At 48.5% G+C, this 20,106-nt stretch carries 32 protein-coding genes and 1 pseudogene; all 33 read right to left on the minus strand.

Going from position 1 to position 20,106, the window contains the following annotated elements:
- Positions 1-70: 70 nt before the first annotated feature.
- A pseudogene (locus RID53_RS16040) lies at positions 71-250 on the minus strand (IS1634 family transposase); the annotation flags it as partial.
- Between the two features lie 143 nt (positions 251-393).
- A complete protein-coding gene (gene larE / locus RID53_RS16045; RefSeq protein WP_446389055.1) occupies positions 394-1,218 on the minus strand; it encodes an ATP-dependent sacrificial sulfur transferase LarE in 825 nt (274 codons plus the stop codon).
- A gap of 331 nt (positions 1,219-1,549) precedes the next feature.
- A complete protein-coding gene (gene prfA, locus RID53_RS16050) occupies positions 1,550-2,665 on the minus strand; it encodes a peptide chain release factor 1 (RefSeq protein ID WP_446389056.1) in 1,116 nt (371 codons plus the stop codon).
- A 108-nt stretch (positions 2,666-2,773) separates the two neighbouring features.
- Entirely contained in the window at positions 2,774-3,019 is a 246-nt protein-coding gene (rpmE, locus tag RID53_RS16055) for a 50S ribosomal protein L31 (protein ID WP_006100490.1), read from the minus strand.
- Between the two features lie 88 nt (positions 3,020-3,107).
- Positions 3,108-3,524: a 30S ribosomal protein S9 gene (gene rpsI, locus RID53_RS16060; protein ID WP_446389057.1), complete on the minus strand. Its 417-nt coding sequence runs from the start codon at positions 3,522-3,524 to the stop codon at positions 3,108-3,110.
- The gene (rplM, locus tag RID53_RS16065) at positions 3,524-3,979 is read right to left on the minus strand and encodes a 50S ribosomal protein L13 (RefSeq protein WP_446389058.1); all 456 of its coding nucleotides are present in this window, start codon (positions 3,977-3,979) and stop codon (positions 3,524-3,526) included. The genes rpsI and rplM overlap by 1 nt, the downstream gene beginning before the upstream one ends.
- A 33-nt stretch (positions 3,980-4,012) precedes the next feature.
- Positions 4,013-4,864, minus strand: a complete 852-nt coding sequence (truA, locus tag RID53_RS16070; RefSeq protein WP_446389059.1) for a tRNA pseudouridine(38-40) synthase TruA — start codon at positions 4,862-4,864, stop codon at positions 4,013-4,015.
- A gap of 9 nt (positions 4,865-4,873) precedes the next feature.
- Positions 4,874-5,224, minus strand: coding sequence for a 50S ribosomal protein L17 (rplQ, locus tag RID53_RS16075; RefSeq protein ID WP_446389060.1), 351 nt, complete (start codon positions 5,222-5,224; stop codon positions 4,874-4,876).
- Between the two features lie 91 nt (positions 5,225-5,315).
- On the minus strand, positions 5,316-6,263 hold the full coding sequence (locus tag RID53_RS16080) for a DNA-directed RNA polymerase subunit alpha (protein ID WP_446389061.1): 948 nt from the start codon (positions 6,261-6,263) through the stop codon (positions 5,316-5,318).
- A 254-nt stretch (positions 6,264-6,517) separates the two neighbouring features.
- Positions 6,518-6,910, minus strand: coding sequence for a 30S ribosomal protein S11 (rpsK, locus tag RID53_RS16085; protein ID WP_006100602.1), 393 nt, complete (start codon positions 6,908-6,910; stop codon positions 6,518-6,520).
- 49 nt (positions 6,911-6,959) lie between these two features.
- The gene (gene rpsM / locus RID53_RS16090; RefSeq protein WP_446389062.1) at positions 6,960-7,343 is read right to left on the minus strand and encodes a 30S ribosomal protein S13; all 384 of its coding nucleotides are present in this window, start codon (positions 7,341-7,343) and stop codon (positions 6,960-6,962) included.
- A 60-nt stretch (positions 7,344-7,403) separates the two neighbouring features.
- Positions 7,404-7,517, minus strand: a complete 114-nt coding sequence (rpmJ, locus tag RID53_RS16095; protein ID WP_071777214.1) for a 50S ribosomal protein L36 — start codon at positions 7,515-7,517, stop codon at positions 7,404-7,406.
- Between the two features lie 87 nt (positions 7,518-7,604).
- The gene (gene infA, locus RID53_RS16100) at positions 7,605-7,829 is read right to left on the minus strand and encodes a translation initiation factor IF-1 (RefSeq protein WP_006100613.1); all 225 of its coding nucleotides are present in this window, start codon (positions 7,827-7,829) and stop codon (positions 7,605-7,607) included.
- Between the two features lie 214 nt (positions 7,830-8,043).
- Positions 8,044-8,598 carry an adenylate kinase gene (locus RID53_RS16105; protein ID WP_446389063.1) on the minus strand — a complete coding sequence of 185 codons (555 nt, stop codon included), beginning with the start codon at positions 8,596-8,598 and terminating at the stop codon, positions 8,044-8,046.
- A gap of 157 nt (positions 8,599-8,755) precedes the next feature.
- Positions 8,756-10,102 (minus strand): preprotein translocase subunit SecY, encoded by a 1,347-nt coding sequence (gene secY / locus RID53_RS16110; RefSeq protein WP_446389064.1) that lies wholly within the window; start codon positions 10,100-10,102, stop codon positions 8,756-8,758.
- A 241-nt stretch (positions 10,103-10,343) separates the two neighbouring features.
- On the minus strand, positions 10,344-10,793 hold the full coding sequence (gene rplO / locus RID53_RS16115) for a 50S ribosomal protein L15 (RefSeq protein WP_446389065.1): 450 nt from the start codon (positions 10,791-10,793) through the stop codon (positions 10,344-10,346).
- 80 nt (positions 10,794-10,873) lie between these two features.
- Complete coding sequence (gene rpsE, locus RID53_RS16120; protein ID WP_006100391.1) at positions 10,874-11,395, minus strand: 30S ribosomal protein S5; 522 nt, start codon at positions 11,393-11,395, stop codon at positions 10,874-10,876.
- 25 nt (positions 11,396-11,420) lie between these two features.
- Entirely contained in the window at positions 11,421-11,783 is a 363-nt protein-coding gene (gene rplR / locus RID53_RS16125; RefSeq protein WP_446389066.1) for a 50S ribosomal protein L18, read from the minus strand.
- A 261-nt stretch (positions 11,784-12,044) separates the two neighbouring features.
- Positions 12,045-12,584: a 50S ribosomal protein L6 gene (gene rplF / locus RID53_RS16130; RefSeq protein ID WP_446389067.1), complete on the minus strand. Its 540-nt coding sequence runs from the start codon at positions 12,582-12,584 to the stop codon at positions 12,045-12,047.
- A 63-nt stretch (positions 12,585-12,647) separates the two neighbouring features.
- Positions 12,648-13,049, minus strand: coding sequence for a 30S ribosomal protein S8 (gene rpsH / locus RID53_RS16135; RefSeq protein WP_446389068.1), 402 nt, complete (start codon positions 13,047-13,049; stop codon positions 12,648-12,650).
- Positions 13,050-13,073: 24 nt separating this feature from the next.
- Complete coding sequence (rplE, locus tag RID53_RS16140) at positions 13,074-13,619, minus strand: 50S ribosomal protein L5 (RefSeq protein WP_446389069.1); 546 nt, start codon at positions 13,617-13,619, stop codon at positions 13,074-13,076.
- 105 nt (positions 13,620-13,724) lie between these two features.
- A complete protein-coding gene (rplX, locus tag RID53_RS16145; RefSeq protein ID WP_446389070.1) occupies positions 13,725-14,075 on the minus strand; it encodes a 50S ribosomal protein L24 in 351 nt (116 codons plus the stop codon).
- Positions 14,075-14,443, minus strand: a complete 369-nt coding sequence (rplN, locus tag RID53_RS16150) for a 50S ribosomal protein L14 (RefSeq protein ID WP_006100476.1) — start codon at positions 14,441-14,443, stop codon at positions 14,075-14,077. The genes rplX and rplN overlap by 1 nt, the downstream gene beginning before the upstream one ends.
- 143 nt (positions 14,444-14,586) lie before the next feature.
- A complete protein-coding gene (rpsQ, locus tag RID53_RS16155) occupies positions 14,587-14,835 on the minus strand; it encodes a 30S ribosomal protein S17 (protein ID WP_044206595.1) in 249 nt (82 codons plus the stop codon).
- A 6-nt stretch (positions 14,836-14,841) separates the two neighbouring features.
- Positions 14,842-15,207, minus strand: a complete 366-nt coding sequence (gene rpmC, locus RID53_RS16160) for a 50S ribosomal protein L29 (protein ID WP_446389071.1) — start codon at positions 15,205-15,207, stop codon at positions 14,842-14,844.
- A 5-nt stretch (positions 15,208-15,212) separates the two neighbouring features.
- Positions 15,213-15,626, minus strand: a complete 414-nt coding sequence (gene rplP, locus RID53_RS16165) for a 50S ribosomal protein L16 (RefSeq protein ID WP_446340188.1) — start codon at positions 15,624-15,626, stop codon at positions 15,213-15,215.
- An 82-nt stretch (positions 15,627-15,708) separates the two neighbouring features.
- Positions 15,709-16,434: a 30S ribosomal protein S3 gene (rpsC, locus tag RID53_RS16170; protein ID WP_446389072.1), complete on the minus strand. Its 726-nt coding sequence runs from the start codon at positions 16,432-16,434 to the stop codon at positions 15,709-15,711.
- A 60-nt stretch (positions 16,435-16,494) separates the two neighbouring features.
- Positions 16,495-16,857, minus strand: a complete 363-nt coding sequence (gene rplV, locus RID53_RS16175; protein WP_446389073.1) for a 50S ribosomal protein L22 — start codon at positions 16,855-16,857, stop codon at positions 16,495-16,497.
- A 74-nt stretch (positions 16,858-16,931) separates the two neighbouring features.
- A complete protein-coding gene (gene rpsS, locus RID53_RS16180) occupies positions 16,932-17,207 on the minus strand; it encodes a 30S ribosomal protein S19 (RefSeq protein ID WP_446374137.1) in 276 nt (91 codons plus the stop codon).
- A 40-nt stretch (positions 17,208-17,247) separates the two neighbouring features.
- The gene (rplB, locus tag RID53_RS16185; protein WP_446389074.1) at positions 17,248-18,111 is read right to left on the minus strand and encodes a 50S ribosomal protein L2; all 864 of its coding nucleotides are present in this window, start codon (positions 18,109-18,111) and stop codon (positions 17,248-17,250) included.
- A 157-nt stretch (positions 18,112-18,268) separates the two neighbouring features.
- Positions 18,269-18,574: a 50S ribosomal protein L23 gene (locus RID53_RS16190; protein ID WP_006100514.1), complete on the minus strand. Its 306-nt coding sequence runs from the start codon at positions 18,572-18,574 to the stop codon at positions 18,269-18,271.
- Positions 18,567-19,199: a 50S ribosomal protein L4 gene (gene rplD, locus RID53_RS16195; RefSeq protein ID WP_446389075.1), complete on the minus strand. Its 633-nt coding sequence runs from the start codon at positions 19,197-19,199 to the stop codon at positions 18,567-18,569. Before rplD ends, RID53_RS16190 begins: the two co-directional genes overlap by 8 nt.
- An 80-nt stretch (positions 19,200-19,279) precedes the next feature.
- Positions 19,280-19,915, minus strand: a complete 636-nt coding sequence (gene rplC / locus RID53_RS16200; protein WP_446389102.1) for a 50S ribosomal protein L3 — start codon at positions 19,913-19,915, stop codon at positions 19,280-19,282.
- Positions 19,916-20,106 lie beyond the last annotated feature (191 nt).

The following is a 20,106-nucleotide window of genomic DNA, read 5'->3' on the forward strand; positions in this document are numbered from 1 at the left end:
CTGAAGTTCCCCTTTGACAAATCGCTACACTGTATGCCTATCCAGACTTAGGGCGATTTCACTTTCGGCTTCACTGGGTACATATTAGGCTGACACCCAACAAATCTAAAGCCTTCCTTTGTACCGGAGTCGGTTCGGTTACCTTGTCAAAGTCGAAATTTACACCTGGGATATTAGACTGAATTCGATTGTTAACAATTGTCCCTAAATCAGCTAACAAGGTTTGAAAGCTATGTACAGGTAAATTATCGGCTGACACCCAATAAATCTAAAGTGAGGAGGGCGGGTTTTGTTGTTCATTTATTGGTGACTAGCTGAGTTGATTCCCTAAACCCGCCCCTACAATTGTGACAATTGTTGCTAAACCCGCCCCCACAGTTCCTAAACCTGTCCCTATACTGTTGCTTTATCATCTTGATTCACGACGCGATTTAACTTGCCACTGTGATACCCTTCTAAATCTAGGGTGACATACAAAAAGCCTAAATCTTGAAACGCTGATACCAGTGTTGGTAAATCCATAGTCAAAACAAATTGTTTAATTTGTTCTGGCGATAATTCAATTCGTGCGGTATCCCCTTGAGAACGCACCCGCAAATTTTTCCACCCTAATTTCCGTAAATAAACTTCTGCCCGCCCTACTCTTTGCAGTTTAGCAATTGTAATTTCTTCGCCATAAGGAAAGCGAGAACTCAAACAAGGTTGAGCAGGTTTATCCCACCAGGGAAGCCCTAATTGTTGCGACAGTTGGCGCACTTCGGCTTTTGTTACCCCCACTTCCGCTAAAGGCGATCGCGCCCCTCGTTCTTTCGCCGCTTGAATTCCTGGGCGATAGTCCCCCAAGTCATCAGCATTCACACCATCCACGACATAGGGATAACCCCGTTGCATCGCTAAGGGTTTCAGCGTGTCGTGGAGTTCACTTTTGCAAAAATAGCAACGGTTAACCGGATTCGCCGTATAATTTGGATTATTCATTTCATCGGTTTGCACCAATTCATGAGGAATGCCAATTACCGCTGCTTGAATCCGGGCGTCTTCCAATTCTTCAGGTAACAGAGATGGGGATTCGGCGGTTACCGCTAAAGCGCGATCGCCTAAAACATCATAAGCAATCTTGGCAACTAAGGTGCTATCCACTCCTCCGGAATAGGCAATCAATGCCCGATCCATTTGAGCAAATAAGCGGGTGAGTTGTTCAAGTTTATTATTTAACATGGTTGTCAAGACAGATGACTTCAAGGCAGAAGGCAGGAAGCAGAAGTTATGCCTTATTAGAGGGGCGGGTTTAGGGGCAATTGTCGGGGCGGGTTTAGGGAATCATTGTAGGGGCGGGTTTAGGGAATCAACTCCGCTAGTCACCGCTAAATGAACAACAAAACCCGCCCTCTTCACCGATAAATGAACAACAAAACCCGCCCTCTTCACCAATAAATGAACAACAAAACCCGCCCTCTTGTCGTTTATATTAGAGCCAAATGGCAAATGACGTAGCTTGCTGGGATAAGGGCGAGTATGACACAAACAAAAGACAAAGGATCAATACCAATTAAGCCAAAAGCGATTCCCCTTGTTCGTCCGACGTTGCCAACTCCTCCAAACGTTCCTGTTGATCCTGGGTAATACAGGCTTGAATCACAGACTCCAAATCCCCTTCCAACAAGCTATTCAGCGAATAGTTTTGGCTCAAGCGATGATCCGTCACCCGATTATCCTTATAGTTATAGGTGCGAATCTTCTCTGATCGCGAACCCGTCCCCACCTGCGATCGCCGCATTGAGGTTACCGCTTCCTGTTGCTCCCGCAGCTTCATTTCATACAGTTTAGCGCGGAGAATTTGCAATGCCCGTTCTCGGTTTTGCAGTTGAGAACGTTCCTCGGTACAGAAGATGCGAATCCCAGTCGGCTTGTGGAACAGATCAACCGCCGTTTCCACCTTGTTCACATTCTGTCCACCAGCACCACCCGAACGGGCTGTGGAAACTTCTAAATCCTTCGGATCAACCTCAATTTCCACATCATCTACTTCTGGCATTACCGCCACAGTCGCGGTTGAGGTATGAACTCGTCCTCCTGCTTCCGTCACCGGGACTCGTTGCACCCGATGCACACCCGCTTCAAATTTCAGCTTGCTATAAACCTGTTCCCCTTGAATTTCCAGAATCGCCTCTTTAAATCCGCCCATATCAGCCGGGGACTCACTCAATAGCTTCACCCGCCAGTTCTGAGTTTCGGCATAGCGCGAGTACATTCGCACTAAATCCCCTGCCCAAATACTGGCTTCGTCGCCCCCGGTTCCGGCCCGAATCTCCAACATGATGTTCTTATCATCATTCGGATCACGCGGCAAGAGTAGGATTTTCAGGCGTTTTTCCAACTCCTCCAGCTTCGTTTGCAGTTCCTCAACTTCCAGGGATGCCATTTCGTGCATTTCACCATCCCCATTGGCTTCCTTGAGGATTTGGCGAGCGCCCGTCAGTTCCTCCTGGGCGGTTTTCCAGAGTTCGTAGGTGCTAACCACTTCCTCTAAAGACGAACGAGCTTTTGCCACCCGTTGCACTTCCACCGGATCAGTGGCAATATCTGGATCAGCCAAACGGCGCGTTAATTCGTGAAAGGTTTGTTCAACCGATTTTAATTTATCAAGTAAGTAAGTTTCCGCCATGGTTAAAGCGATCGCTCCATTGAAATAGCCTAAAAAAGCATTGAAGAGCGAAGTCTAACTATTAAGAGTTAGGCTCCGCTACCGTCGAACACACTTCAAGCTACCTCGCTATTTCTCTTTAGACGATTGCTGCTCCGAGGCATTTCCTTCTAACATGCCGTATTTCCGCATAAAGCGTTCCACACGACCTTCCGTATCAATAATTTTTTGGGTTCCCGTGTAGAAGGGATGATTTCCCGACCACACATCAACATGAATTTCCGGCTGGGTTGAACCAACCGTCATCACAACTTCTCCGTTGCAATAGACTTTGGCGTCTGGATACCACTGGGGATGAATATCAGGTTTTGGCATAGTTACTATCCTCTCTCAGCAAGCGTTGCTTAGTTCTGTCATTTGGGGCGAAATCACCCCTGATGATTCGTCTTCTCTTCTCCCAATTCTAACGCTTCGAGTATTGGGGAGCTTTGCGGGCTTTATGTAAGCCATATTTCTTCCGTTCTTTGGCACGGGGATCGCGGGTTAAATATCCTTCCATCTTCAACGGAGAGCGATTTTCCGGGTCAAGTTCACAAAGCGCCCGCGCCACACCTAAGCGAATCGCATCGGATTGTCCGGTCAACCCACCGCCGTGAGCATTGACTAAAATGTCATAATCATTTTCTAGACCCAGGGTTTCCAATGGTGATTTGGTCACCATTAAATAGGCTGGATTGAGATTAAAGTAGACATCGCCGGGACGCCCGTTAACAACGAGTTGACCCGTCCCTGGAACTAGGCGCACCCGGGCAACTGAGGATTTACGGCGACCCGTTCCCCAGTAAACAGCGCGATTTTCTATCGGTTCTGTTGCTTGCATTAGTCTTGTTCTCCTGGAATGGTGTCAATGGTTAAGGTTTGAGGTTTTTGAGCGTCATGGGGATGGGTTGCTCCCCCATAAACTTTCAGCTTAGTAAAAAGTTTGCGACCCAGGGAATTTTTGGGCAGCATCCCTTTCACCGCCTTTTCAATAATCCGTTCTGGTAGGCGGGCTTGTAAATGGGCAAAGGTTTCCGTCTTCATCCCACCTGGACGACCGGAATGGCGGCGATAGAGTTTCTGACTGCTTTTTTTTCCGGTGACGACGACTTTCTCGGCATTGACCACGATCACGAAGTCCCCTGTATCCATGTGTGGGGAATAAGTCGGTTTATTTTTCCCTCTAAGAATCATGGCAATTTCAGTTGCCAATCGTCCCAGACGTTGACCGTCGGCATCGATAACGTACCAATTTTGTTCTAAGGAATCCTGAGTTGGCAGGTAAGTTTTTTGCATGAGTTTTTTTTGATTACTTCAAACGGTAAACAGTTAACCTAAACACAATTGAGGGGGCGTCTCGGTGGGCAAGATAAACGTCGGCTGAGTATCAAACCACGTTTTTGGCGGAAACGGCGAATTTGGATATCCCACTCGTAACAAACACAGACCCTTTGCTGGCGCTGAATATTTGATCCGCTCTCGTTGTTGATTCACCCACAGTTGAGTAAACTCCTGGGGATCAAGCTTGCCCCGCCCTACCTCCACCAGCATGCCGACGAGTAGCCGCACCATGCCGTATAAAAATCCATCCGCCTGAATTTCAATATGAATAAATGAACCATTCCGGTAACAGTGGGTGTCCTGAACCGTGACCCAGGAATGCTTCCGTGACGAGTTGGCGCGATGGAACGCTGCTAGGTGGTGTTTGCCCCGCAGTGGATTCAGTGCTTCCTGAATCCGATGTTCATCCAAGGGAGCGTGATAGTAATGCCAACTAAACGGTCGCACAAATAGGTTGGGACAAGCATCTGTATAGATACTGTACCGATACCGACGCCAAATCGCCGAAAAGCGAGCATGCCAATTGGCGGGGACAGGGGCTGATGCCCGAATCAGGATATCCTCCGGTAGTCGGCTATTGAGCATCGGCATCCACCGCTCCCCCGGAATCGGACGGCTGCTATTAAAATGGGCGACTTGGGCAGCGGCATGAACTCCTGTATCAGTACGCCCCGCCCCGTGTAAGGTTACAGGTTTTCCTTCGACGGTGGACAGAACTTGCTCAATATCCGCTTGTACCGTGCGATGGTGAGGCTGTCGTTGCCAACCATAGAACTTTGTACCCAGGTATTGAATCACCAGAGCAATGCGTTGAGTTGGCTTAGCCTCGCACTCGGACATGACTTGAGTTCACACCAGCTCGATAATTGCCATTTCCGCATTGTCCCCACGACGGCGCAGGGTTCTGAGTACGCGAGTATACCCACCGTTACGATTGCCATAGCGATCATTCACCCCTTCAAACAAGGCATGAACTAACTGCTTGTCGTAAATATAACCCAAGGCTTGACGGCGAGAGGCTAGGGAGCCATCTTTTGCCAAGGTGATCATTTTTTCCACTTGGGAACGCACAGCTTTTGCCCGCGCTTTGGTGGTGGTGACTCGACCATGACGAATCAACTCCGTAGCTAAGCTTCTGAGCAGCGCTCGACGCTGGTCGGCTGGTTTTCCCAGTTTGGGTACGCGACGACGATGACGCATTTTCTTTTCTTCCTCTACAATCCCACAACAATGAAAACTTTTTCAATCGAATGGCTAATCGAGTTGACGATTAGCCATTGAGTCTCAATCCTTAAGTTGGTTTAGCCGATTTTTCGTGGGGCAATGTAATCCCCAAGCGTTTTTGCAAGGCATCGATGACTTCTTCGGCAGACTTTTGACCAAAGTTCTTGATTTCGAGCAGATCCTCCTGGCTATAATCTAGTAAATCAGCAACGGAGTTAATTTGCGCTCGCTTGAGGCAGTTATACGCCCGCACCGACAGTTGCAGTTCTTCAATCGGAATTTGGCTGGTTGGATCTTCATCTTCAGGACGACCCACAGGCTCTGGCTTCAGCTCGATATCTTTCAGGGGATTGAATAAATCCACCAGAATATTAGCGGCTTGACTCAGTGCTTCCTGGGGTGACACGCTGCCATTGGTCCAAACATCTAAAATTAAGCGGTCTTTTTCCAGGGAACCGTCAATCCGAGTATCCTCGACGCTGTAGTTGACCTTGGTCACTGGCATGAATACGGCGTCAAGTTGCAGGAAATCGACTGAAGATGTTTCATCACGACCCCGTTCTACAGAGCGATATCCTTTGCCTCTTTCGATACGGAACTCCATTTCCAGTTTGGCGCCGTCGGCTAGGGTGGCGATATACTGACCCGGATCAACAAATTCTACGTCCGACGGTAGGTCAAACTGAGCCGATCGCACGGTTGAGGGTCCAGTGATCATGACTCGACCAATATGGGGTCCGGGCGTATAACTTTTGAGGACGACTTCCTTCATATTCAGGAGAATTTCTAAGACATCCTCTCTGATTCCCTCAATCGTGGCAAACTCATGATTGACTCCAGCAATCCGGACTGCAGTAATTGCTGTCCCTTCTAGGTTAGACAGGAGAACCCTTCTCAGGGCGTTGCCAACTGTTGTACCTTGACCGCGTTCTAGAGGTTCTAGGACAAATTTGCTATATTGACTTTGATTCTTTAGTGTTTTGGATTCTACGCACTCAATCTGAAACTGCGCCACGGAGTGACCTCCCTCCTTTAATTCATAGGAACCCATCAAAAGCACCAAGCGAGTACTTTTGAATTTTTGTTGCGCCTAACCCACAATTTGGTACAAGTGGCACTAAGCAAAGTATTAGTGGTTGGCATAATTCGCTCGATGCTGACACTTGATTTTGTTGTCGAGTCGAGACGGATGCGGGGTAAACCGATTTACAGGTTTTCAATCCAACTCTGGGTTTAACCTCCCCAATTCCCCTTCCCAATTTCCCGATCCTAGACGCGGCGTCGTTTCGGGGGACGGCAACCATTATGAGGAATTGGCGTGACATCCCGAATTAGGGTAATTTCTAGTCCTGCCCCTTGTAGGGCGCGAATAGCCGTTTCTCGACCTGCACCCGGACCGCTAACCATTACCTCTATTTGACGCATTCCTTGGTCTATCGCTCGACGGGCGGCGTTATCGGCAGCGGTTTGAGCGGCAAAGGGGGTGCCTTTCTTAGCTCCCTTAAACCCACTTGATCCCGCCGATGCCCAGGAAACCACATCACCTCGCGTGTCAGAAATGGTGACGATGGTATTGTTGAAAGTGGACTGGATGAATGCCATTCCATTGGGAACGTTTCGTTTCTGCTTTTTTGTACCAGTTTTTTTAGTTGGTCGCGGCATATCGCTTTAGTTGGCTATCTTAGTGATGGGTGTGAACTGAATAAGAGTGTTACTTCTTCGCGGGTGCTTTTTTCTTCCCGGCAACGGCAATACGTCTACCCCGGCGGGTACGGGCATTGGTGCGGGTGCGTTGACCGCGCACAGGTAACCCTTGGCGATGACGACGCCCGCGATAGGTGCCAATATCAACAAGGCGCTTGATATTCATGGCTTCCCAGCGCCTTAAGTCTCCCTCGACTTGATAGTCGCCCTCGACCACTGATCGCAGGGTGGCTACGTCAGCATCGCTTAAATCCTTGACGCGGATATCTGGATTAATACCCGTTTTGGTAAGAATTTCTTTGGAGCGAGATAGACCAATTCCGTAGATGTAGGTTAGACCAATTTCTATTCGTTTATCGCGAGGTAGGTCTACACTGGCAATTCTTGCCACGGTATTTTTCTCCCTTTTGCTGGTTTTGTGCTACAAATGAGTCTTATAGAGTCTGCTGGATTACCCCTGACGTTGTTTGTGCTTGGGGTTTGGACAAATAACCATTACTCGACCCCGGCGTCGAATAACGCGACATTTTTCGCAAATTTTGCGGACGGATGCTCTAACCTTCATGGTTTTTTTAGTTACAACGCAAGCACATTATCATATCATTTTTTGGTTTTCGCGTCAAATAACTCCCGAAACCAACTCTACCGATTTTTATTTTTTGCGAAGTCGGTAGGTGATTCGCCCCTTGCTCAAGTCATAAGGGGTCAGTTCAACTTTGACGCGATCGCCCGGTAAGATTTTGATGTAGTTACGGCGAATTTTGCCAGAAATATGGGCAAGGACGTTGAAGCCATTATCCAAATCAACCCGAAACATGGCGTTCGGCAAGGATTCGGTTACCGTCCCTTCCATTTCAATTAAGTCTTGTTTAGCCAATTTTGTCGTTCCTCAATACAATTGGTCACTAATTCCCCTCCACACAGATAGAGATTTGTCCAGGGAGTGTTATGTTAACTTATGTTATCAAAATCCTCCCCCAAAGAGCCTGTCCCAATCAAGGGAAGCCTTAGAAATAGTAACGACTTACCCTAGAGGAGAACATCCCTCAAAAGTGAGACGGCGTTCGTTTTCCGGTTTGAGCATGGATGACTTAACTCGACATCACCTGCTTGAGAGAATCCGTAACCTCCTCCATTGGTCTATCCCCATCAATCTCACGTAAGATTGAGCGATCGCGGTAAAACTCAATCACCGGTCCAGTCTGTTGGCGGTAAACGTCTAGGCGTCGCCGAATCGTCTGCTCATTATCATCTTGGCGTCCCCGGCAGAGTAACCGATTCAGGATTGATTCATCGGTGACATCCAAATAAATGGCATAATCGCACTGCTGATCGAGATCCTGAAGCAGATTCTCCAGAAAAGCCGCTTGGCTAACATTACGCGGAAATCCATCCAAAATCCAACCCCCTTGAGTATCAGGTTGTTTGAGGCGATCGCGAATCAGATCCAGAATCAATTCATCTGGCACCAACTCGCCACCATCCATATAAGACTGCGCCTTTTGTCCGAGGGATGTAGATGCGGCGGTCGCACTCCGTAGAATATCCCCGGTAGATATGTGAGGAATCTGATAAAGCTGAGCGATATGCTGAGCTTGCGTTCCTTTGCCTGCTCCTGGTGGTCCTAAAAAAACTAATCGTGTCATTGGTTATTTGTCATTTGTCCTTTGTCATTTGTCATTCGTCCTTTGTCCTTTGTCAATTTGATGTCTGCTCAAGTCCAGCTTTGAATTATCGAGACATCCCATTTGGGTTTAATCAACGATGAACAAAGGACAAGTAACCAATGACATAGCCAAAACTTTACTGCTTGACCATACCCTCGTAACGCTGTGAAATCACATACGTTTGAACTTGTTTCGCCGTGTCAATTGCCACACCGACCAAAATCAGTAACGAGGTAGCGCCTAGCCCTCTAAACGTGGTCACTCCCGTCGCACTTTCGACAGCCGTTGGCACAACCGCCACCAGTCCCAGGAAAATGGCACCCAAAAATGTTAACCGATTCAGCACTCGCTCAACATAGTCGCTTGTGGCTTTACCTGGACGAATTCCCGGAATACTCGCTCCCATTTTCTTCAAATTCTGCGACATATCAACCGGATTCACGATCAACGACGCATAGAAATAGCTGAAAAAGAGAATTAACACCAGATAAACCAGTACATACAGCCACGGCGTCGGACCATTCGGGCTAATATACAGTGCTACCTGATTTACCCCTTGCATGAGCGACCCTAAAAAGCCTTCCCCCGTGCCACCACGAGCAAAGCCAGCCAGAGACGTGGGCAGAATCAAAACGGCTGAGGCAAAGATAATCGGCATTACCCCACCTTGGTTCAGTCGTAGCGGCAGATAACTCGTCCGTTCCCGATAGAGGCGACGCCCAACTTGGCGTCTTGCCGAAATAATCGGAATCCGGCGTGTTCCCTCCTGAACAAAGACAATCCCCACAATCATCACCAGGAAAACCAGGAGCAAAATGACCACCTTACCTGCCATTTCTCGCCCCCCCGTCTGTGCCAATTCAATCGTTTGACCCAATGTCCGGGGCAGAACTGCCACAATATTGACAAAAATCAACAAGGATGCTCCATTACCAATCCCGCGTTCGGTAATCAGTTCCGAAATCCACATGACAAACATTGAGCCAGCCGTGATGGCTAGCACAGTTTCCACAAAGAACAGAGTTCCGGGATTTGTGGCAAATTGGCTGGCAAATATTGCCAAACCCACACTTTGCAATATCGCCCAACCGAGGGCGACATAACGGGTAATTTGAGAAATCTTTCGACGTCCAGCTTCCCCTTCATTCTTCTGCAAATTTTCCAGCGTAGGAATAGCTGCCGTCAGCAACTGCAAGATAATCGACGCATTAATATAGGGCAAGATTCCCAGGGCAAAAATCCCTAAAGCCGAGAACCCTCCCCCAGAGAAAAAATCTAAAATGCCAGCGATGGGAACGTTTCCACTTTGGATAGCGGTGGCAAGTTGTTCCCGATCAATTCCCGGTACAGGTAAAAAGACACCAAACCGGGCTAGGATCAACAAACCGATGGTCAAAAGCAACCGACCTCTAAGACCGGCAGCTTGTGCCATCTGCATAAATGTTTCTTGAGCCGTTGGAGCTTTGTCTCGACTGACGACCATAAAGGGGTACCTCCAGATGACACAGTGTTGACCTCTCCCTGGTATAAATAAACAGGGATTCTAATAGGATACTTCGGGGCTACTTAAAATCGCGTCCCTTCGGATCTTATTAGAGTTCCAGATCAATAACCTGGATGGCGCGGTCAAAAACGCCCTACAGACCTTGGTTAGATCAAGACCTAACTGTATCTCTACTTTTCTCACACTATCAGCAGCACCATTACCCGCCAACGCTAAAACGTTACGCCTCAATCACTTCACAACTCCCGCCAGCCGCCTCAATTTTTTGGCGAGCGCTAGCCGTGAAGGCAGCAGCTTTAACAGTTAGCGATACAGTCAACTCCCCGTCGCCCAGAATTTTCAGCGGTCCGTCGTTAGTGGTGACGATACCCGTTTCCATCAGTGACGGTAACGTCACCTCTGTATTGGCAGGGAGCGATGCCAACTTACCTACATTTATCGTAGTGTAATGTTTGGGATTAATCACCGTAAAGTGTTTTAGCTTAGGTAAGCGGCGGTACAAAGGCATCTGACCCCCTTCAAACCCCGGTCTTGTACCCCGACCCGATCGCGACTTTTGTCCGCGCATGCCAAAGCCACAGCTAGCTCCTTGACCGGCGCTAATCCCGCGACCAACACGACGACGACGTTTCTTTGCACCGTCTTGGGGTGCTACAGTATGGATTCTCATAATTTAGATCGTGAAACTCAAAACTCAGACGTGCCATGGCACGTCTCTACATTTAAAACTCAAAACTCAACACACTATCTTTAGACATAGAGCTTCTCAATCTCAACCCCGCGTTCTTGCGCCACTTCCTTGAATGTCCGGAGCGCATCTAGGGCATTGATAGCAGCTCTAGCATTATTTAAGGGATTATTAGACCCCAGTTGCTTGGCTAAGATATTACGAACCCCTGCCAATTCCAACACCGTCCGTACTGCGCCACCAGCAATTACACCTGTACCGGGTGCAGCAGGTCTTACCATGACCTTGGCACCAACAGCCGCTCCATTAGAGGGATGAGGAATGGAATTCGACTTGGTTAACGGAACATCGATGACTTGTTTTTTGGCATCGACAACCCCTTTGCGAACAGCGCCAATCACATCACTGGCTTTACCCACACCAACGCCTACCTGACCGCGCTCATTGCCAACCACAACGATCGCCCGGAAACTTAATTTTTTACCGCCTTTGACCACCTTGCTGACTCGACGGATTTGAATAACCCGCTCTTGCCATGTGCTGTCTTTTTCTTTGGCGCGGTTACCTTTGCGACGATTTGCCATAATTTAAATTGTGCTTTACTTACTTCTAGAAGTCTAACCCAGCTTCACGCGCCGCTTCTGCCAAAGCTTTCACGCGACCATGGTACAGGTTTCCTCCCCGGTCAAAAACAACCTGAGATATACCTTTTTCCAACGCTCGCTGGGCAATTAATTGACCCACTTTAACCGAGGCGTCACAGGTTGCACCTGATTTTACCTCTGACTTCAGTCCAGGTTCTAGAGTGGAAGCCGCCGCTAGGGTGTGTTGCTGATGATCATCAATAACCTGCACATAAATGTGCTGATTTGACCGAAAGACGGCTAATCTTGGACGTTCAGCACTACCTTGGACTGTCCGACGCACGCGCCGATGTCTACGGCGGACTGATTCTTTACGAGTAAGTTTCATGGTTTTCCTTGGGGATCTACTACTGGTACTCGTGTGTTTGACATTTGGTATAACCCATAAATGTTTTAGTCTCTTCGCCCAACTGCATTAGCGTGTCTTGGCTTTACCCAACGCTCTGACCACTAGAGCCTAGAGTGGTACAGACTAGAGAAGCATCTGTACGTCCGTAACTAATGCCGTCTCAACGGGCTATTCAACACTTGCCTCACCGGAAGTGGTTCCGGCAATCCCCACCCGTCTTTACAGTGGGGTAGTTGAAGGTTACTTCTTACCTGCTTTACCAGCTTTACGTCTAATCATTTCACCGGCATAGCGAATGCCTTTCCCTTTATAAACTTCAGGGGGACGCACCGCACGAATTTTAGCCGCTGTGTTGCCGACGATTTCTTTATTGATCCCGCTAACAATCACGTTAGTATTCCCTTCAACCGCGAGCTGCACGTCTTCAGGAGGGACAATTTCCACGGGTTGACTGTATCCGACATTCAGGATTAAGTTACGTCCTTGAACCTGGGCACGATAACCGACCCCTTGGATGGCTAGACGTCTCTCAAAGCCTTTGGACACCCCTTCAACCATGTTGGCAACTAGGGTGCGAGACAATCCGTGGCGCTGACGGGCAAGTTTGGATTCATCCCGCCGCTGCACTTGGATGGTTTCTCCTTCTTGTTCAACGGTGACTTGTTTCGGTAGAACTCGTTGGAGTTCTCCTTTGGGTCCTTTGACGGTAACCTGTTGACCTTCAATGGTCACGGTCACTTTATTGGGAATTGTTATCGGGCGTTTGCCAATACGCGACATGATTTTATACTCCTTATCCGGGCAAAAGAATTCAAAAGAGCCGAGGTGCTGATTTGAGCCGTGCTACCAGATGTAACACAGCACTTCACCACCGATTCCTTGTCGTCTGGCTTCCCGGTCAGTCATGATCCCACTGGACGTGGAAATAATCGCAATACCAATACCACCCAAAACTCGCGGTAATTCCTTGCGATTTTTGTAAACTCTGAGACCGGGTTTGCTCACCCGTTTCAGGACTCGGATAATGGGTTGGCGCGTTTTTCCCTTGTATTTCAACGAAATAACTAAGTATTTTTTGACGCCTTCCCCAGCTTCTTCAAACTCGGCAATAAAGCCTTCCTCTTTCAAGACCTGAGCAATTGCACGGGTCATTTTTGTTGCTGGGACATTTGTGGTTTGATGCCGTACCAAACACGCATTCCGAATGCGGGTCAGCATATCTGCAATTGTGTCGTTTGCCGCCATTAGTTCCTTCCTATGCTTACAGGCTTATTTCTCCCGGAAAGGCATTCCCATCTCTTTGAGTAAAGCGCGACCCTCTTCATCGGTGTTTGCGGTGGTGATAATTGAAATATCCATGCCACGAATTTGATCGATACTGTCGTAGTCTATTTCCGGGAAAATCAGTTGTTCTCGGATGCCTAAGGTGTAGTTACCGCGACCGTCGAAACTGCGAGGGCTGATCCCGCGAAAGTCACGAATTCGCGGCAGGGCTAAGCTAATTAGGCGATCCAAAAACGAGTACATCCGTTCTGATCGCAGGGTCACCATGACCCCCACAGGCATTCCTTCACGAATTTTAAATCCCGCGATCGCTTTTTTGGCACGGGTGACCACAGGTTTTTGACCGGTAATGATCGCCAGTTCACTCAATGAGGATTCCAGGGCTTTTGCATTTTGAGATGCTTCTCCTAATCCTCGGTTGACGGTGATTTTTGTCACACGCGGGACTTGATGGATGTTTGTATACCCAAACTGTTCTTTAAGTTTGGGAACAATAGTGTCTTGATAGAGTGTTTTCAATCGGTCAGACATGGTGGTTATCCTTTTTCCCTGGGCTTGGTCAGGGTAATTTGTCCTTTGTCATTTGTCATTCGTCCTTTGTTTTTTTTGATAACTCCAAAGGACTTGACGAAAAGATTAGTCAATGATTTCACCCGTTTTCTTCAGCATTCGTACCTTGCGTCCCTCTTCAGTCAAGGTGTAACAGATACGACTTGCCACTTTTTGCTTTTCCGAATACAGCATGACATTGGAACTGTGAATCGGGGATTCAATGGTAGCAATTTGACCTGTTTCCCCTTCTTGCTGAGGCTTAACGTGTTTGGTTTTAATATTCACGCCTTTGACGACAACCTTACTGTCTTTCGGTAAGGTTTGCAGAATTTCTCCGACCTTACCTTTATCGTGACCACTAATCACTTGCACTGTGTCGCCTTTTTTGACGTGCATTTTGTAACGCACTGGCGCTTTTTTTGTCGGTTTAGCCATCAGAGTACCTCCGGCGCTAAGGACACAATTTTCGTGTAATTTCTTTCCCGTAGTTCTCGCGCTACTGGACCAAATACACGAGTTCCTCTGGGATTACCTTCCGGGTTAATAATCACAGCCGCATTATCGTCAAAACGAATACTCATGCCGCTTTCCCGGCGCAATCCTTTACGAGTGCGGACAATAACAGCCCGAACCACATCGGACTTTTTAATTGCCATGTTAGGAATCGCATCCTTCACCACAGCAATAATCACATCACCCACACTACCGTAACGTCGATTTCCAGAACCGACGACGCGAATGCACATTACTTTACGCGCACCGCTATTGTCAGCCACATTTAAATAGGTTTGTTGTTGAATCATCTGATTTGTACTCTTGATTCAGAGTTATGAGTTATGAGGCAAGTCGGAGTGGATTTCACGATTATCGTTTCTCACCGATTCGTGAACATTTAAAACCCAAAACCAAGTTCCTTCGAGGGTGGCGAAGGGTTAATACGCCTTAATTAAATTGAGGCACTATTGAGAATATCCGTAACCTGCCAGCGTTTCGTGCGACTCAGAGGTCGGGTTTCTTGAATGCGGACGCGATCGCCTTCTTGGCAGCGATTTTCTTCATCGTGTGCCTTGTATCGCTTGGTATTGACAACGATTTTGCCGTACTTCGGGTGGGGCGATCGGTTTTCGACAGCAACAACCACGGTTTTATCCATTTTGTTGCTCACAACTAAACCAACTCGTTCTTTAACTGCCATCGCGGTTTACTCCTCTTTGTTTTCCTCAGATGGTGAGGATTCAGGGGTGACTTCAGTTGTCTGTTCACTCACTGACTCTTGCTCATCGGCTTTAACCGCCTCTTCCGCTTCAGCTTGAGCGGGTTGAGTCGTGGCTGAATCGCTCACGGATTGGGATGTCTCTTCAGACAGGGCTGCCAATTGCCGCTCTCGCGCAATCGTCATCATCTGAGCAATGCGATGTTTGAGATGCTTAAACTGATGGGGTTTTTCCAAACGGCGGGTGGCTTGTTGCAACCGCAGTTCAAATAGCTCACGCTTGGCAGCTAAAATTTCATCCGCTAACTCTTGATCACTTAAGGTTCTGGCGTCGTCTATTTTGGGCAAAGGCATAATACTTATTCCCCTTCACGAGTAACGAACTTTGTTTTAATGGGAAATTTGTTAGCCGCTAGACGCATGGCTTCGCGGGCAAGGGGTTCGGGAACACCAGCGATTTCATAGAGAATTCGACCAGGTTTAACCACAGCTACCCAATATTCAGGGGACCCTTTCCCGGAACCCATACGAGTTTCCGCCGGACGCATGGTCACAGGTTTATCTGGAAACACGCGAATCCAGATTTTTCCGCCCCGGCGAATATAGCGAGTCATGGCTCGACGACCGGCTTCAATTTGACGAGCTGTAATCCAGGACGGTTCAGTCGCTTGCAAGCCAAAGTCCCCAAAATTGAGGGAGTTGCCGCGAGTCGCTTGACCTCTCATCCGCCCGCGATGCTGTTTGCGGAATTTTGTTCGTTTAGGACTTAACATAGTGATTTTTGTCCGTTATCAGTTAGTCGTGATTGTTTCTCCTTTACCTGTTGTCACCTGCTTCAGGGCAAAAGACAAAAGACTATTCATTAGAACGATCTTCAAATTGTTGGCGACGCCGTTGTTGACGACGACGGGGTTGAGCGGTGGGGGGTGGGGCGACTTCTTCGGTAGACGGAATGATTTCGCCTTTAAAGATCCAGACTTTCACACCGAGAATCCCGTAGATGGTGCTAGCGGTACGGTAGGAATAATCAATATCCGCTCGCAGGGTATGCAGGGGAACTCGACCTTCACGAGTCCACTCTGTTCGAGCAATTTCAGCACCATTCAGGCGACCACTCACTTGCACTTTGATGCCTTGGACATCTGCCCGTTGCGCCCGTTGAATCGCTTGACGGACAACCCGACGGAAGGACACCCGGCGTTCGAGCTGTTGGGCAATGTACTCAGCAATTAGCTCCGCATCAGCATCCACCCGGGCGACTTCAATGACATTGATGCGAATTTGACGATTGCTCCCCAAAAGGTCTTGGAGACCTGTACGCAAGGATTCAATGCCACTACCGCCACGACCAACCACGACACCAGGTCGCGCTGTATGAACTTCTAAATCAATTTGATCGGCTTTGCGTTCGATCCGGATCATCGAAATTCCGGCGTTACTCAGATTTTTTTCGACGTATTGTCGGATGATGTAGTCCTCTTGCAGGACTTCTGGGTAACGCTTGGTATCAGCAAACCAACGGGAGCGATGTTCTTGAGTGACACCTAAGCGAAAACCAATTGGATGAATTTTTTGTCCCACGAAACCTTCCTTTACTTTATGTTTGTCCGTTGTCAATCGTGCATCATTGATGACGATTAACTAGTCCTCAACTTGGGGTGAAACCGCCACCGTTATATGACAGGTTGGCTTGCGAATCTGATAAGCTCGACCTTGTGCTCTGGGGCGATAGCGCCTAAAGCTGGGTCCCATATCAGCCGAAGCATGGCTAATCACCAAGCTGGTTGGATCTAGACCCGCATTATGTTCGGCATTCGCCACGGCGGATCGTAGGACTTTCAGCACGGGTTCGCACGCCCGGTACGGCATAAATTCCAGAATAATCAGGGCTTCGCGGTAGGAACGTCCGCGAATCTGATCAAGAACCCGCCTAACTTTCAAGGGGGACATGCGAATGTAACGTGCGATCGCTTTGGTTTCTACTGTTGTATCTATCGTCGCCATAGTTTGTGTGATCTCTAATAGGCAAGAGCGAGATAAAAGCTGCCAACTCCAAGGGACAGCATCGTGCGTGCCGATTAACGCGCCCGGCGATCGCTTTTAGAATGACCGCGAAAGGTACGAGTTGGGGCAAATTCGCCCAGTTTATGCCCCACCATCTGCTCATTGATAAAAACCGGCACATGGGTTCTGCCATTATGAACGGCGATGGTATGACCCACCATTTGCGGCAGAATGGTTGAGGCGCGTGACCAGGTTTTAATTACCTGCTTTTCGCCTTTAGTATTCAAGGCTTCAATCTTACTCAGAAGACTGTCGGCAATAAATGGACCTTTTTTTAATGAACGACCCATAATCTCAATATGGTAAATGGTCAGTGATTGGATGCAAGCGTTAAGCTTGACGCCCACCCCGTCCTCGCTTCGAGGATTTGCGCCGACGGCGGACAACTAAAGCCGTGCTTTGTTTTTTCGGCTTCCGAGTTTTAGCTCCCAAAGTGGGTTTACCCCATGGGGTGACTGGACCTGATCGACCAATAGGCGCTCTGCCTTCACCACCACCATGGGGGTGATCAACCGGGTTCATGACGCTTCCTCTGACTTTAGGACGGCGTCCCAAGCGACGGCTACGACCGGCTTTTCCTAAACTGAGGTTACGAGCTTCACTATTCCCAACCTGTCCAATCGTGGCATAGCAATTTCGCTGCACCATGCGAACTTCCGTCGAGGGTAGCTTCAGCGTGACATACTTCCCTTCTTTGGCAACGACTTGGGCACTCACCCCAGCCGCACGGACGATTTGACCGCCTTTTCCGGGTACCAGTTCTACGTTATGCACGCTGGTTCCTAGAGGGATATTGCTTAGAGGTAAAGCATTACCCACCTCAATCGGAGCATCGGGTCCAGAAATCACAGAAGCGCCTACTTCTAAACCAGCCGGATGCAAAATATAGCGTTTTTCGCCATCCTGATAGTAAAGCAGGGCAATCCGGGCGTTCCGGTTAGGGTCATATTCAATGGATGCTACTTTAGCCGGAATATTGTGCTTGTTCCGGTGAAAGTCGATGATCCGGTAGAGGCGCTTGTGTCCACCTCCCCGACGCCGACTGGTGATCACCCCCCGATTATTGCGACCTTTGGGACGGTGATTAGACGTGGTTAGTGATTTTTCTGGTTCACTGCGGGTAATCTCCGCAAAGTCTGAGAGTGTAACCTGACGGGTACTTGGGGTATACGGTCTATAACTACGAGTTCCCATAAAACTATCCTTTATTTGTCATTTGTCATTTGTCATTTGTCATTCGTCATTCGTCATTTGTCTCTGAAAACTCGGTTGGGGCTGGTTGAGTTGCATCTGGGTTGTGTAATAAAAGATAGTTGTGAAACCCGACCTTACACAATCAACCTTGTTTTATTTATACGTCTGGGAACAACGTAATGGAGTCTTCAGGAGCTAAGGTGACAATTGCCCGTTTATATTGGGGCTTGTACCCAATGAATCTGCCGACGCGACGCTTTCGGCGCGGTGGCATTAAGGTGTTAACGCCTGTAACTTTGACATCAAAAAGGCTTTCTATTGCCGCTTTGATTTCAGGTTTAGTGGCTTTGGGAACAACATCAAAGACGTATTTGTTATCTTCTAAAAGCAACGTTGCTTTTTCAGTCACAATTGGGCGCAGCACCATATCTGCCAGGTCGCGGGGGTTAGTTGATTTAGTCACTGTAAACCTCCTGAATTTTGGCAAGGGCTGTATTGGTGGTGACAATTTTGTCAGCGTTCAATACATCGTAGACATTTAAGCTATCCGCATAAATTAGCTTGATGCTTGGCACATTACGGGCAGACAAATAAACCTGTTGTGCGGGTTGAGGTAAAATCAAAAGGACTTTTTGATTGGGATCAATTCCCCAACGGGCGATCGCTTCCATCAAGTCTTTGGTTTTAGGACGAGGCAGTTGATCGGCAAACTCTTCGACGACAATCAGATCCTCCGCTCGACTTTGCAATGCGGTTCGCAGTGCCAAGCGCCGCTCTTTGCGGTTCATCTTTAGGTTGTAGTCTCTGGGCTTGGGACCAAAGATAATGCCCCCTCCGCGCCACAAGGGTGAGCGGTTTGTACCCGCCCGAGCGCGACCTGTTCCTTTTTGCCGCCACGGTTTGCGTCCGCCGCCTCTAACTTCGGCGCGGGTTTTCGTGGATGCGGTTCCTTGACGAGCATTGGTCATTTGTCGAACTAATGCTCGATGAACAATGTGAGACGCACTATCTTCTTTGGCTACTTTCAGCTCCAGGGTGGCTTGTCCCACTTCTTCCCCTTGCCAGTTTCGCACTATACAATCGACCATAGTTTTTAGTCCTTAGTCTTTAGTCTGGTTGTTCAAGATTCATCGGTGGGCATCAACAATCAGCCATGAACCCTAAATAACTATTTTCCGACTTTATTTGTGGGTGCAATGTTTAAAAGCGCTCCTGGCTTACCGGGAACTGCCCCTTTAATAATCAGCAGGTTTCGCTCTGAGTCTACGCGCACCACCTGTAGTTTGCGAATGGTCTGACGTTTACCGCCATAACGACCCGCCATTTTCTTCCCTGGGAAGGTACGACCGGGCGTTGTTCCAGCACCAGTGGAACCCGGTAAGCGGTGGTTTTTTGAACCATGCGCCATAGGTCCGCGCTTAAAGTTGTGGCGTTTTTGATAGCCAGCAAAGCCACGACCAATGGTATTACCAGAGACATCCACCAGTTGACCCGCACTAAATATCTCGACGTTGACGAGTTGACCGAGTTGGAATTCGTCGGTGCTATCGAGACGATATTCGCGCAGGTGACGTAAGGGGGGAGCCTCAGATTTGGCTAAATGCCCCTTTTCTGGCTTATTGACTGCCTTTTCTTTAACTTCGTGATAGCCCAGTTGCACAGCACTGTAGCCATCCGTTTGCTTGGTTTTGATTTGAGTCACCCGACAAGGACCCGCTTGAACGACTGTGACAGGAAGGGCGCGTCCTTCCTCGTCAAAGACTTGGGTCATGCCGAGTTTCGTGCCGAGGATACCGACAGACACGGGCTTCTCCTTTCTAGACGGTACAGCGAGGCAAATTTGGCGTTGATTCACAAGTGAATCCGCTAGTGCCTCAGCAGGTTATCTTCCTGACTAATCGACAGGGATTGCCTCGATTGAGGGTAATTCTTGCCTGGTTAGTTGTGGAAATTTGGGTTAGTTACTGACTAACCGCGTCGCCTTGGAACGCTGGG

The sequence above is a fragment of the Coleofasciculus sp. B1-GNL1-01 genome, assembly GCF_040220235.1.
Lineage (GTDB): Bacteria > Cyanobacteriota > Cyanobacteriia > Cyanobacteriales > Coleofasciculaceae > Coleofasciculus.